13 protein-coding genes are annotated in these 12,910 nt (G+C 57.5%); 4 read left to right on the top strand and 9 right to left on the bottom strand.

The genetic code is table 11. The features are described from left to right. Window positions 1-21: 21 nt before the first annotated feature. Window positions 22-1,293, bottom strand: a complete 1,272-nt coding sequence (locus tag FCS96_RS08485) for a D-amino acid dehydrogenase (protein WP_138439926.1) — start codon at window positions 1,291-1,293, stop codon at window positions 22-24. Window positions 1,294-1,352: 59 nt separating this feature from the next. Continuing rightward, window positions 1,353-2,183, bottom strand: a complete 831-nt coding sequence (locus FCS96_RS08480) for a polyphosphate kinase 2 family protein (protein WP_138439925.1) — start codon at window positions 2,181-2,183, stop codon at window positions 1,353-1,355. A gap of 119 nt (window positions 2,184-2,302) precedes the next feature. Between FCS96_RS08480 and FCS96_RS08475 the strand changes: the two genes are divergently transcribed. The 3 genes from FCS96_RS08475 to FCS96_RS08465 all read left to right on the top strand — a co-directional run bounded on the left by FCS96_RS08475 (window position 2,303) and on the right by FCS96_RS08465 (window position 6,067). Next, complete coding sequence (locus FCS96_RS08475) at window positions 2,303-3,112, top strand: TatD family hydrolase (protein ID WP_138439924.1); 810 nt, start codon at window positions 2,303-2,305, stop codon at window positions 3,110-3,112. Beyond that, on the top strand, window positions 3,109-4,317 hold the full coding sequence (locus tag FCS96_RS08470; protein WP_138439923.1) for an HD-GYP domain-containing protein: 1,209 nt from the start codon (window positions 3,109-3,111) through the stop codon (window positions 4,315-4,317). The genes FCS96_RS08475 and FCS96_RS08470 overlap by 4 nt, the downstream gene beginning before the upstream one ends. A 115-nt stretch (window positions 4,318-4,432) precedes the next feature. Beyond that, window positions 4,433-6,067 carry a Na/Pi cotransporter family protein gene (locus FCS96_RS08465; RefSeq protein WP_138439922.1) on the top strand — a complete coding sequence of 545 codons (1,635 nt, stop codon included), beginning with the start codon at window positions 4,433-4,435 and terminating at the stop codon, window positions 6,065-6,067. Here the strand turns inward: FCS96_RS08465 and FCS96_RS08460 are convergent. The 7 genes from FCS96_RS08460 to FCS96_RS08435 all read right to left on the bottom strand — a co-directional run bounded on the left by FCS96_RS08460 (window position 6,029) and on the right by FCS96_RS08435 (window position 11,038). Then, the gene (locus tag FCS96_RS08460; protein WP_138439921.1) at window positions 6,029-6,937 is read right to left on the bottom strand and encodes a lysine exporter LysO family protein; all 909 of its coding nucleotides are present in this window, start codon (window positions 6,935-6,937) and stop codon (window positions 6,029-6,031) included. The genes FCS96_RS08465 and FCS96_RS08460 overlap by 39 nt on opposite strands. Window positions 6,938-6,971: 34 nt before the next feature. Beyond that, window positions 6,972-7,343 carry a PA4575 family protein gene (locus FCS96_RS08455; RefSeq protein ID WP_138439920.1) on the bottom strand — a complete coding sequence of 124 codons (372 nt, stop codon included), beginning with the start codon at window positions 7,341-7,343 and terminating at the stop codon, window positions 6,972-6,974. A gap of 18 nt (window positions 7,344-7,361) precedes the next feature. Beyond that, entirely contained in the window at window positions 7,362-7,682 is a 321-nt protein-coding gene (locus tag FCS96_RS08450; protein ID WP_138439919.1) for a DUF2288 domain-containing protein, read from the bottom strand. An 88-nt stretch (window positions 7,683-7,770) separates the two neighbouring features. Beyond that, complete coding sequence (locus FCS96_RS08445; protein ID WP_138439918.1) at window positions 7,771-8,175, bottom strand: response regulator; 405 nt, start codon at window positions 8,173-8,175, stop codon at window positions 7,771-7,773. Next, on the bottom strand, window positions 8,159-9,127 hold the full coding sequence (locus FCS96_RS08440) for an HDOD domain-containing protein (RefSeq protein ID WP_228264058.1): 969 nt from the start codon (window positions 9,125-9,127) through the stop codon (window positions 8,159-8,161). The genes FCS96_RS08445 and FCS96_RS08440 overlap by 17 nt, the downstream gene beginning before the upstream one ends. A gap of 48 nt (window positions 9,128-9,175) precedes the next feature. Next, window positions 9,176-9,361 (bottom strand): response regulator, encoded by a 186-nt coding sequence (locus FCS96_RS20215; RefSeq protein WP_228264057.1) that lies wholly within the window; start codon window positions 9,359-9,361, stop codon window positions 9,176-9,178. Between the two features lie 3 nt (window positions 9,362-9,364). Beyond that, entirely contained in the window at window positions 9,365-11,038 is a 1,674-nt protein-coding gene (locus tag FCS96_RS08435) for a diguanylate cyclase (protein ID WP_138439917.1), read from the bottom strand. A gap of 95 nt (window positions 11,039-11,133) precedes the next feature. Between FCS96_RS08435 and FCS96_RS08430 the strand changes: the two genes are divergently transcribed. After that, window positions 11,134-12,909, top strand: coding sequence for a sensor histidine kinase (locus tag FCS96_RS08430; RefSeq protein WP_138439916.1), 1,776 nt, complete (start codon window positions 11,134-11,136; stop codon window positions 12,907-12,909). The last annotated feature ends 1 nt before the right edge of the window (window position 12,910 follow it).

Below are 12,910 nucleotides of genomic sequence, written 5' to 3'. Positions count from 1 at the left end.
ATAGTTTCTGCCGTTGGCCGGCTACTCACTAAAGCGACCGGGGCGGAAGGCATCCAGGCATACCGACGGAGCCTCGCCATCGATAACCTGGGCAATCAGATCGGCACTACCGGCCGACAGGGTCCAGCCAAAAGTGCCGTGACCGGTGTTCAAAAACAGATTATCCCGCGGGCCACGGCCGATAATAGCGGGGCCGTCTGGTGTCATCGGGCGAAAACCGGTCCAGGTTTCAGCCGCTTCCAGATTGGCACAACCGGGAAAGCGCGAATTCACGGATTTCCGGATGGTGGCCAACCGGGCCTCCGGGATGTCCCGATTGAAATCCGCCAGCTCGACAAACCCCGTTGCCCGCAGGCGATTCCCCAACCGGGTGGACACCACCTTGTAGTTATCGTCATGAACCGTCGAGACCGGCGCATGGTCAGGGTTACTCAGCGGCACCGTAAGGCTGTAGCCTTTGACCGGATAGATCGGCAGCGCCAATCCCAGTGGCCGAACCAGATGGTCGGACCAGCACCCAGCGCTGATGACGAAGGCATCCGCCTCAATCAGTTCCCCGTCACCGTCCTCGGTGGTGATATTGATCGCCTCAACGGCATGGTCGTTAGCAACCAGGCTCTGGGCCTCGACCTGATAACGAAAACTGACCCCCTGGGCCTCGCACTCACTGGCCAGCGCCTGGGAAAACTGGTGGCAGTCGCCGGTGCCATCGGTGTCATAACTCAGGGCGCCGTAGAGGGGCCCATTGCCAACCATGCCCGGTTCAGCGGCTCGGACCTGCTCCGGCGTCAGCAATCGGGACGCAATGCCCAGTTCTGCCAGCAGCGCCTGAGTTTGGCGATAGCCATCCAGCGCTTCCGGGGTGCTGGCCAGGTGCAGCAAGCCCTGGTGATCACCATCGAAGGTCAGATCGAGTTCGCTTTCCAGGGCCTCGAACCGTTCCCGGCTGTGTATTCCCAATCGCAGCATGGCACGGCGGTTCAGCCCGAATAATCCGGGCGCCCAGGCGTAACGCAGGGTGGACATCATGAAGCGAACGGCTTCCACAGAGGGTGGCATCCGCCATTTCAGCGGGCCATCCTGTTTCAGCAGCCAGGGCACCGCTTTCAGCACCATCTTCGGATCGGCCCAGGGATAAACCACTCCGTAGGAACGCTGGGCGGCGTTGCCTTTGCTGGTTTCATTACCGGCGATCGAGTGTCGCTCCAGCACCGTCACCTGGTGGCTACGGCGATTCAATTCATACGCCGTGGTGACACCAACGACCCCACCACCGACGACAACAATGCGCATGTACGACTCCCTGTATTGGTTATTTCGCGCTTTTTGACGCAATTTAGATGAACTTATGCCTACTTAATTCGATTTTTGGCTAACAACTGACGGTATTCATCGAGCACCACATGGTCCTCCTTCGGATAATCCGGCGCCAAGTGCCGTAACTGTTCGGCCACAATCGCCGCCACTATTGCCCGGGCCTGAGGTTTTTGGTCGCCCGGTACGATGAACCAGGGTGCCTCTGCGGTATGGGTCTGCGCCAGTGCCTCTTCCGCATAGGCCTGATACTGATTCCGCTTTACCCAGCCGTCGATATCGGATTGCTCGAACTTCCAACGCTTGCGGGGTTTATCCAGGCGAGTTAATAAGCGGCGGCGATGCTCTTCCTCCGACAGGTTGAGCCAGATTTTCACTATCGTGGTGCCCTCCTCCACGAGATGGCGCTCAAAATTGCGGATGGACCGGTATCGGCTCCGCCAATTGTAAGTCTCCGGTGGGTACACCGGCCAGACGCGCTCGGCCATGACGGCCTCATGATGGCTGCGATTGAATGCGACCATTTCACCAAAACCGGGCAGTAGAGGTGTAACACGCCACAGGAAATCGTGATAGGTGGCAGCACCCTGAGGCCGGCTAAACGACCAGGCATGAAAACCCATCGGATCGGCATAGGTGGCCAGGGTCCGGATCAGGCTATCTTTACCGCTGGTATCCGGGCCATGGATCACCAGGAGTAACGCCCGCGCCCGATTGGCCCAGAGCCGTCGCTGGTACTCGCCGATCTCTTCAAGACTGGCCTCCAGCGATGGCAGCTCCTCCTCGTCATCCAGCAGATACGGATAGCCGCCCAACTGGGGTATGCCGGTATCAAAACGCCAACGCCTTGTAAAAACCGATACATACATGCTGAGAATTTCCTATGCTCGATGTATGGGTGAACAATCGTACATAATGATAGAATTTGCACATTCCATTTCTCAGCTTAGCAGCGCCTTGTGACTGCTATGGAGTTAACCCCAGAGCAATGAGTAAAAAACGACGCGAAATTCCCGTCTTTGATCATCCGATCATCGAAACCCACTGCCATCTGGATTACCTCAAGGATCGACCCCTGGAGGAGACTTTGGACCAGAGCCAGCGGGTAAATATCGAAAAAGTGATCACCATTGCCGTATCCCCGGACAACCTTGCCCGGGTCCGGGAGCTGAGCAAGATGACCCCGTGGCTGTATGGCACCCAGGGTATTCACCCCCATGAGGCCGAGCAGTACTCCGACGCCACAGAAGCAGAAATCCGTGCCCACGCCGGTGACAGCAAGATTGTCGCCGTCGGTGAGATCGGCCTGGACTACTTTTACGACAACGCCGACCGGAGCGTGCAGCGGGACGTGTTCCGTCGTCAACTGCAGATCGCCTGTGACACCGATCGCCCCGTGGTCATCCACAGCCGTGAGGCAGACGACGACACCATCGAGATTCTCCGGGAGTTCGAGCAGTCGCTGACCCGTCGTGGCGTAATCCACAGTTTCACCTCGGGCCCGGGGCTGGCGCAGTACGCGTTGGATCAGGGCTGGTGCCTGGGTTTTAACGGCATCACCACCTTCAACAAGGCGGAAAACGTTCGTGACATCGTACGCATGTCACCCATTGGGCAGATTCTGCTGGAAACCGATGCGCCCTTCCTGACGCCGGCACCTTACCGCGGGCGCGAAAACGCCCCGTTCTACCTGCCGTTCGTGGCGGAGAAGATCGCCGAGGTAAAGGAATTGCCTCTGGATGAGGTGGTGGCGACAACCTATCACAACAGTTTGAGGACGTTCTTCCCCGAACGATGATCAAACGCATCCCCATATCCGCCCTGAGCGTCGGCATGTACATAACCGACCTCAACAACGACTGGATTCCTCACAATAGCCAGCGTAAACACGGCGTGATCAAAAAAGAGGAAACCATCGAGAAAATCCGGCGCATGGGGGTCACCTTTGTTTATATCGATGCGTCCAAGGGGCTCGATACCCAGGATTCGGAAACCGCAGCTGAAGTGGACCGCCGCAACGAGGCTGCCTTGCAGCAGGCCGGCGAGCAGACACACGGTTTAAGAGCGCACGTGCCCATGGAAGAGGAGCTGGTGGTGGCACAGCGTATCCACAACCAGGCCCAGGGGCTGGTGGGCAGTTTCCTGAACAACGTGAAGATTGGCGGCGCCGTTGATGTCGCGCCCATCCATCAACTTGCGGACGAGCTGCAGAACTCAGTCCTGCGCAATGCCAACGCCCTGAGTTGCCTTGGCCGGATTCGGGAAAAAGACAACTACCTGCTCGAACACTCGGTCAACCTCAGCGTGCTGATGTCGCTGTTCGGCAACTATCGCTCCCTGCCCGCCGATGTTCTGCATCAGACGGTGGTGGGCGCCCTACTGCACGACCTCGGTAAAATTCTGACCCCGGATAAAGTCCTGAACAAACCCGGCCGGCTGAGCGCCGAAGAATTTGAAGTCATGAAACAGCATGCCCGACACTCTCGGGACATACTGGCCAGCACCGAAGGCATCGGAGAACTGAGCGTGATCACCGCCGCCCAACACCATGAACGCATGGATGGCACTGGCTACCCAGAAGGGCTAAAGGGCGATGAGATCTCCGAGTACGGACGCATGGTTGCCATCACCGACGTCTATGATGCCATCACCACCGACCGGGTTTACCACAAGGGGTTAACACCCACCCAGGGATTGAAAAAACTGGTGGAGTGGAGCGGCGACCACCTGGACCCCGATATGGTCAAACAGTTCATCCGCTGCATCGGCCTCTACCCCGTCGGCAGCCTGGTCCTGATGGAAAGTGGCCGCCTGGCCGCTGTGGTGGAAGCCAACGAGAAAGATCAGCGCCTGCCCGTGGTCCGGGTGATGTATCACACCAAGTTTCGCATGCCCATTACCATTGAGACCCTGGACTTGGCCAAGCCCGGCACTCAGGACCGCATCCTGCGCTCAGTCGACCCGGACGACTACCGGATTGATGTCCGCAAATTCATGGTCTAAGCGGCGTCTGAGCCTGCTCACCGCTGTCTGCGTTCTGTTCGCGCCTCCTGTTCCAGACCCCAGCCGCCAGGCCTGCTAAGCTTTGATAAACCCCCTGCTACACGGCGGGACACCAGTGATTGCCACCCTATTCCAGATTCTCGGCGGTCTGGCGTTGTTTCTGCTCGCCATGGGAATGATGACCGACGGCCTGAAAAATTCGGCGGGACAGAATCTTCGTCACCTGCTTGGAGCCTGGACCAAGACGCCGCTGAAAGGGTTCGGTACCGGCGTTCTGATCACCGGTATTGTGCAGTCCTCCAGCGCCGTAACCATCGCCACAATTGGATTTGTGAACGCCGGGGTGCTGTCACTGCGACAGTCACTGGGCGTCGTGCTCGGCGCCAATGTCGGCACCACCATGACGGGCTGGCTGGTCAGCCTGGTCGGCTTCGGCTTGAGGATCGACACCTTTGCCATGTTGCTGCTGGCTACCGGTGTAGCCCTGAAGCTGCTGGCTCCCGGCCATCGCGGCAAGTCCGCGGGTGAAGCCCTGGCCGGGTTTGCCCTGTTCTTCCTGGCCCTATCTCTGCTGAAAGACTCGCTCGGAGGTATGGCGGATGACTTCAGCGGTGCCACCCTGGTTTACCAGGGCTATGGGCTACCGGTCCTCGTGATGTTCGGATTCCTGACAACGCTGCTGACCCAATCCTCCAGCGCAGCACTGGCCATCATCCTCACCGCCGCTGCAGGCCAACTGCTGTCCCTGGAGAGTGCTGCTGCCGCAGTGATCGGCGCCAATCTGGGCACCACTTCCACAGCCGCCATTGCAGTGCTCAGTGCGACCGCGAACGCGAGGCGGCTCGCACTCGGGCATGTCATCTTCAACCTGATCACCGGCGTCATAGCCTTGATCATCTTGCCAGTCATGCTCTGGCTGATCGCCAGGTTTGCCGACTGGTTCGAACTGGGTGCCAATCCTGCCGTGTCCCTGGCCCTGTTTCACACCCTGTTCAATCTCCTGGGTGCCGCCATCATGCTGCCGTTTGCACCTCAGTTCGCCGACCTGTTGAACCGTCTGTTTCGCAGTCAGGAAGAGGACAGCGCGGAACCTCGCTACCTGGATAACACGCTGGTAAAAACACCGGAACTGGCGCTGGCGGCGGTTGACCAGGAAATGAAGCGGTTGATCGACATCACTCGTGGACTGCTGCGGGTTTGTATTGATCGCGAGGCATTGAGGGTAGCCCAGATACAGCCAATGTCGGAGACGGCGCTGAGTCTCAGTATCGCCATCACCGATTATATTTCCAGACTGCGTTCCGAGCGGATGCAGGCCAGCACCGTCAATGCCCTGGCTGGCAGTTTCCGGACCTGCCGATACCTCACCGAGGCGACACACCTGGCACCGGCACTCCTGCACCTGAGGAATGCCCACGGCGGCCCTGACGGGTCAACGCTCGAGCAGGACCGGGCACATTACCTGACAGAGCTTCGACAGCTGATTGCCTCCAAAGATGCCGCGCCGGAACAGTATGTCCGGGTGGAGCAGGCTTACCAGCGCTTGAAGTCATCGCTGTTGGAGTTGGTCGTGAAGCGAGCCCTGCCGATCGGGAACGGCGAACGAATCCTGGACGATCTCAGCGCAGTGCGACGCCTATCCGATCAATGGCACAAGGCATTGAACTGGTCCGCGTCGACAGGGTCAGATGCGGATTCCGCCGGTTCAACATCAGCCGAGGGAGAGAAACACCCCCATCAATATCGGTGACAGGAAAGACAGCAGAAAACCGGAGGCTATGGCCACGGGCACGCACGCCAGGCCACCGCTACTGCGAATGACCGGCAGCGTGAAGTCCATGGCTGTGGCGCCGCCATACCCGATCGCCATAGCCGGCCGGGCGCTGATCAGCAGGGGAATGATGGCCAAAGCGATAATTTCGCGGATGACATCGTTCAGGAAGGCTACGCCGCCCCAGGCCGGCCCCAACGCATCGCCTATGACGATCCCGGACAAGGAGTACCAGCCAAAGCCAGACGCCAGCGCCAACACATCGTGCCAGGGCAGCTCCAATACCGGAATGAGCAGCACTCCGGCGATCAGTGAGCTGAGTGTCAGCGCCAAAGCAATGCCCAATCCCTGCCGGTTCATCAGCAACTTGCGCAAGGACAGTCCGGCATTTCGGAGCTGCAAACCGATAAAGAACAGCAGCAGCATCAGTGCGCCAGTGGCAACGATCTCGGCCATAGGCAGTGGCGGTAGCAGGTAATAACCTGCCAGCAGGCCTACGAGAACCGCCAACATCGGTTTCAAACCCGCCAGGAACAGCCGCCGGTAGCTGGGGTTGCCTTCAACCTCGCCCTTAACCGGCACCATGGGTTGCCAGCGATGGAACAGCCACAGACCCGCCATATTTGCCACAAACAGGACTGCTACCAACACCAGCACCTGCACGGCCATACCGCTTAACTGGTCCGCCAGACCTTCCATCTGCCCCAGGCCAAGGCCCAGCAGACCCAGAATGAAATAGACCAGTGCCTCCACCGAGTAATGGATGACCGTCATTGCCTGGCGGTTCTTCAATGGCAGAGCAAAGCCCAGAAACAACGGGGCAAGAATCAATAATGCGCCGGTCAGCATAAAATCCTCGGGAAGACGAAAAGGGGGAGCGGTTTTAGGAGAGGGGTTCGAACTGGTCGGGATCCACCGATTCCGTGGTGGCGCGACGGCTCTTATCGGATTGTATGGTCCGCGACAGCCGCTGGGCCGTTACCGACCAGACCACGTAATCGGAGGGACGAGCTTCGTAGCCATTGCCCATCAGAGCGCCAGCGGTTCTACGCAATGCCGACTCGGCTTGCGCCAGAGTCTTCCATGGCCCTTGGCACTGCTGACGTTCCGGTCGACCCTGGTCGGGGCCGGCCAGCACCACCAAGCCCCAGGCCTGTTCAGCAAGCGGCTTGATAAACAACTCCAGGCGCTGCTGCTGACGCACCATCACCAACACCCGAATGGGTTCACGGCCATGGAAATAATGCAGTTTCACAGTGAGTACGCGACGCTGTCAGTGCAGGGCATGGTCGGAGCGATCCTGCACCAGCACCCAGGGCGCAATCACCACGGCCCAGAGTTCGGAGTTGTTATCGTACCAGGCCTGCGCCAGGGCCGGAGGTACCTCACCGACCTTGCTGTCTGCCATCCACTGTTCGAACCGGGTCTTGTTATCGGCCGTCAGTTCCGTGGCAACTTCTAGCAGATCAAGCTCCGGCGCGACCCGTACAACCTGGCCACGGGCAAAATAGGTTTGCAGGTCGTGCCAGTGAATGCGGGACGTTTCCAGATTCAGTTTCGCTTTCAGTTCATCTCTGGAAGATTCTGACGTCATTAATGGAGCCTCAAGATTGCCAGCTGGATCAATCCCACAGGTTACCCGAATCGACAGCCGAGACACCAGAGCAGGCAGCGTCTGAGCGTTATTCCGAACGCTGCTCCGGCTCCAGATTGCTCCAGATGTCTCGAATCTTGTCCGACAGGGCCATGGGATCAAACGGCTTGGGAATCACCGCGACGGCACCCTGGGACAGGTAGCCATTGACCTCTTCCGGCTGCACCTTCGCGGTCATGAAGATGGCAGGGGTGTCGATAAAATCGGGATGCTCACGAATGGCTTTCAAGGTGGTCGGCCCGTCCATGCCCGGCATCATCACATCCAGCACAATCAGTTGGGGTTTAAAATCGGCCAGCGCTTCCAGCGCTTTCTGGCCCGAAGCACAGGTAGTCAGGGTAAACCCACCTACTGCCTCCAGGGCTAGCTCTGCTACTGCCCTAATATCTTCCTCATCTTCTACCAGCATGATGCGCTCAAGCCTGGTTTCCATTTCCATCTCCGTCACCCCCGCCATCCTCATTTTTCTGCTCGTCTTCTCTGAATTGCTTGTGCCATTCATCCAGCCCGAGCTGTCGTAAAATCTTGCCCAGCTCCGCTTCCGGCGACTCCTTCGCAGCCATCAGCGCGCCAGCTCTCATAATCAGGCGCTCTTGAGTCACGTTCTCCCGCGGCAGATAATGCACCGCGCCAATGAGCTGTCGAAGTTCGAGGGGAAGAAACCACTGTATCTTGAGTTTATTGCCATAGGGCTGGGCCCAGTCCCTCAGTGCCTGCAACACCTGCTCATCGCTCACCTCGCCACCCTGTCGCTGGAACTGGTCAATCACCTTGAGCACGGCCAGCTCGCCGACCCGGCTCAATAAACCGGCGGTGAAAAACTGCGGAGAGCGCTTCCCCAGGGCAAGCGCCACGCGCTGTGCCTCCAGGGCCACGGTTTCTGCCTGCTTCTGATGCTCAAGAGCACAGGCGATCAGCACTTCCGACGAGAAGGCAGCACTGACATCCAGGGCCAGTGCCACCCCCTGATTCAGCGCCATAGGCACACCCATGGAGGCTATCGCATCGCGCAAATGGACAACCGGCGCACCGGTTCTTCGGAAGGACGAACGATTGGCGACGTCGAGCAGGCGCGAACACAAGGAAGCGTCGTCCTGCCAGCGTTCGGTCAACTGGGCTGCCGACAACTCGTCTGCCCGACCGATAAGCTCAAGCATGGTAGCGGCATCCGTTTTAACCGGCAGTTGAATAACCGTCTTGACGCCATCAGACAGAGCGACTTCCAATGAAGCAAGGGGCGCCGGTTCCTCCGGCAGCACTTGGCCAACCATTTGCACCAGCCGCTGGTGCAGCATTTCCACGTTGAATGGCTTACTGATGTAGCCGTTAATGCGGTAGTGGGCGACTTTCAGGATGGATTCCCGGTCAGCACGGCCGGTGATCATGACGATAGCCGCGACCTTATCACTCGCACGGACCTTGCGAACAAGCTCCTAACCGGAACCATCCGGGAGATTCCAGTCAACGATCAACAGACTTGGTTTGCGCTTTTCCCACAGCGCCAATGCCTCGTGAAATCCCGAGGCCTTAAGCACCGTGATGGCGGGATGTAATCCTGCGACCACAGTTTCCAGCAGGTCCGCCATCAAGTCGTCATCGTCTACTATCAAAGCATCCATATCTCAGACTTGTGTCCTTTCCGTTATCGGTGCTTCTTCTCCAACGGTAACGCCATTCCGTCCGGCCTGCTTTCGCCGGTAAAGCGCCTGGTCCGCTGCGTCAATAGCATCGTCACTGGTCAGGTAATTCTGCAAAGGCACAATCCCCACACTCAAAGTTACATGGAACTCCTGACCATCACTTTGGAAACCTATCCCGGCCATGTGCTCACACACCGACTGCAGCACTCTACTGGCGTCGATAAGCGAACAATTCGGCAGTGCCACCACAAACTCCTCGCCACCATAGCGACCAATGACATCGGATTTCCGGAGCTGATGGCGCAGCAGATTGGCCAAACCTTTAATAACCAGATCGCCGGTGCGGTGACCGTAGCGATCATTCACATGCTTGAAATGATCCAGGTCCAGCATCGCAACGACTGCCTGTTCCCCTCGGCGCTGGCAACGGACATATTCCTTGTTAATTTCTGACCGCGCCACGGAGTGCTTGAGCAATCCGGTCAAACTGTCCCGCGACACCAGTTTGTCCAATTGGCGGGCCCGGTAACAACGCACCGAGACAGCCCGCAGCAGAAACGCATCAGAGACAGGTTTAACGAGAAAATCATCGCCGCCCTTGGCCAGGGCATCGGTTTGATACTCGCGGTCATTTTCGGAGGACAGGTAGATAATCGGCAACCCGAGCCACTCTGGCTCGAATCGCAGCAGTCGGGCGAGGTCAGGTCCCCGGAAGGTACCCATCTGCACATCCATGAGCACTATGTCTGGCCGAAATTCGGATAAAGCACCGAGAATGTCGGCCGGGTTATTCACGCGCCACACTTTCAGGCCACCTTGCTCCAGCACCAGCCCATAATGCTCCAGTAATTCCGGATCATCATCGACGATCATCACCCGGCCCGACCCACTCTCCTCACGCTCGGTGATCAGTCGTTCCATGGTGTCTGCAAGCAAGGGCACATCAACCGGCTCGCATAGAAAACCGTCCACGCCACACTCAGCCAGGGCATAACGTTCATCGAAGGAATCCCCCGCCCCGACACAAACAATCGGGGGTGTGTCAGCAACGGATTCCAGTACCGATCCTTCGCTGAGCATCTTGGCGTCCTTGACCACAAGGACAGAAACATCCGCCAAACCGTGCTCGACTGCCCGCTTAAGGGACGGGACGGCGACCGGAAAAAAACCGTGCAGTTCTAGACCTTGGACCAGATTCTGGGCCTGCTCGGGGTCGGAATGTACAACCAGAGCAACGGCATCTGTTGCGGCTTCGACCGTAACCGGAAGCAGCGCAGCGCCGGTTCGTTGGCTGGCGACCGGATCCAATGACAAAGAGTCGACCAGACTTGCCACCCGTGACACGAATGCCAAATCGACGACTCTCTGAACCTGCGCCGGCGCAAGCTCGCCGTTGATTTCAGCCAATGGTTTCAGCAACACCTCAAGTGCACGTGCTTCCTCGCCCAGTACCGTATAGCCAAAGGTACCGGCAGACCCAGCAAGTCTGTGTAGAGAATGGTAGGCGGCAACGACGTCATTGGGCCCAAAACGCCCGACACGAAATTGCTCAGCTGCCTGTTGCAACCGGCTGATATCCTTTGCCGCCTTTTCCTTGAACCGCAGCTTGAGAACTTCCAGCTTCCGTGCTATTTCAGAAACATTCTCTTCAGACATGGTTCCCCAATGTAATCCACTACAGAATTGATTAGTGTCAGACTGTTACCGACATCAAAGCAACATTTTCAGCAAAGTGCCACAAGGAATTAGATTTGCGCTCACTTTCACTGGGAACACGACTCGCCCTGATCATCCTGCTGGGCACCCTCGGAACAGTTGGATCAGTCTTATTTGTGGCCTATGGCGCCCTGGTGGAGGACTTCGAAGACATCCTGACCAAACAGCAACTGTCTGAAACTCGTCGAATTACCAACGAGGTCAACGAACGACTGCAATTACAGCTGGATTTGCTGGCCGAGTCGGCCAGCATGCTTAGTGACGGCAACGCATTGAGAGGACTCGGCGAGATTGCCAACCAGCTTGAACGCCAGAAGCTGCTCAATAATTTATTCCCCGACGGCGTCTTGGTGTTCGATGCGAACGCAACAGCCATTTTTGAGAACTTCTATGTGTCTCGGCGAGTCGGGACCAACTACGCGGATCGACCACACTTTCAGAAGGCGATAAGAAGTCGCGAACCCGTTATCAGCCGGCCCATTATTGGGCGTACCACTGGCTTGCCGCTAATTTCATTCATAGCGCCAATCGAATCCGATGATGGAGATCTTTTGGGGTTACTTGGGGGCACCGTAAACCTGGGTAAAACAAGCATCCTGCCAAAGGAGACACTCTCGGAAATAACCAGCGACGGTGCAACCTTCTACGTCATTGATAGTGAGAACTTCCTATTCATTGAGGGCGGCCCTGCCCCTGAGAATGGCATCACGCCATTACCTTCACCCGGACACAACAGGCTAATTGACGCAGCACTGTCGGGTATCACATCAGGGCATGCAATTGGGCCCGAGGGCCATAAACTCATCTATGCAACCAGCCATCTTCAGCGTCTCGGCTGGCAATTTGTCAGGGCGGTCCCGTTTGAGTGGGCGACTGCACCCGCCGACGAATCGTTCGGACATTTTGTCTGGCTCAGTCTCGGGATTGCGTTGTTGATCGCCCTTGTCAGTTACGTGCTGAGCCGGTCTACCACCAACCCTCTTGACCGGATGACCAGGAAAATTCGCAATATGATCCGGTCCCCATCCGAAGCTGCCCGGCTTGTTCCCTCCGGTCCTAACGAGGTACGCAACCTGGCGATTGCCTTTAATCAACTGATGGACGAAAGGGATGCCATCAGTACCATGAAGGATCAGTTTGTCTCCAACGTCAGTCATGAGCTGCGCACGCCGCTGACCTCAATCAATGGCGCACTGCGCCTGATTGAATCGGGTGCCACCGGTGAGCTACCAGCGCGAGCCCGAGCCATGAACAGTCTTGCGTTGCGTAACGGACACCGATTGCAGCTTTTAATCTCAGACCTGCTGGACTTCAGCAAACTGTCCGCGGGACGGATGTCCGTCACATTGGCGCCGGAGTCATTGCAACCGATTCTTGAGTCAACGGTTTTCGACAATCAAACCATGGCCGATGAGTACAAGGTTGTTCTCACCGCCCACTGTAGCCTCCGACAAAAAGTAATCACCGATCCGCATCGATTACGACAAATACTCGACAATTTCGTCAGCAATGCTATTAAGTTCTCACCGGCAAATGGAAAAGTCAGAGTTTTCGTCGAGACAGGATCCTCAGGCTCCACACGAATTGTCGTTCAAGACAATGGTGACGGCGTGCCGGAATCTTTTGTAGAGCGCCTGTTTGATCGGTTTTCGCAAGCGGATGCAGGCAATACCAAGACGACAGCCGGAACCGGGCTCGGGCTGGCAATTTGCCGGGAGCTTGCCGCCCTTATGAATGGACGCCTGGGCTACTACTATGACCAGGGCGCTCATTTCTGGGTTGAGTTGCCCGCTGCCGGAAACGAGGCCTGAG

It is taken from the genome of Marinobacter alexandrii, from assembly GCF_005871205.1.
Lineage (GTDB): Bacteria > Pseudomonadota > Gammaproteobacteria > Pseudomonadales > Oleiphilaceae > Marinobacter > Marinobacter alexandrii.
This window is presented reverse-complemented; position numbering and strand designations above follow the sequence as displayed.

Bases quoted from the DNA above. Each gene is read 5' to 3' on its own strand.
- FCS96_RS08440 (WP_228264058.1), bottom strand. From the start codon at position 9,127: ATGATCACCGGCCGTGCTGACCGGGAATCCATCCTGAAAGTCGCCCAC.
- FCS96_RS08480 (WP_138439925.1), bottom strand. From the start codon at position 2,183: ATGTATGTATCGGTTTTTACAAGGCGTTGGCGTTTTGATACCGGCATA.
- FCS96_RS20215 (WP_228264057.1), bottom strand. From the start codon at position 9,361: ATGGATGCTTTGATAGTAGACGATGACGACTTGATGGCGGACCTGCTG.
- FCS96_RS08435 (WP_138439917.1), bottom strand. From the start codon at position 11,038: ATGTCTGAAGAGAATGTTTCTGAAATAGCACGGAAGCTGGAAGTTCTC.
- FCS96_RS08475 (WP_138439924.1), top strand. From the start codon at position 2,303: ATGAGTAAAAAACGACGCGAAATTCCCGTCTTTGATCATCCGATCATC.
- FCS96_RS08445 (WP_138439918.1), bottom strand. From the start codon at position 8,175: ATGGAAACCAGGCTTGAGCGCATCATGCTGGTAGAAGATGAGGAAGAT.
- FCS96_RS08470 (WP_138439923.1), top strand. From the start codon at position 3,109: ATGATCAAACGCATCCCCATATCCGCCCTGAGCGTCGGCATGTACATA.
- FCS96_RS08460 (WP_138439921.1), bottom strand. From the start codon at position 6,937: ATGCTGACCGGCGCATTATTGATTCTTGCCCCGTTGTTTCTGGGCTTT.
- FCS96_RS08450 (WP_138439919.1), bottom strand. From the start codon at position 7,682: ATGACGTCAGAATCTTCCAGAGATGAACTGAAAGCGAAACTGAATCTG.
- FCS96_RS08485 (WP_138439926.1), bottom strand. From the start codon at position 1,293: ATGCGCATTGTTGTCGTCGGTGGTGGGGTCGTTGGTGTCACCACGGCG.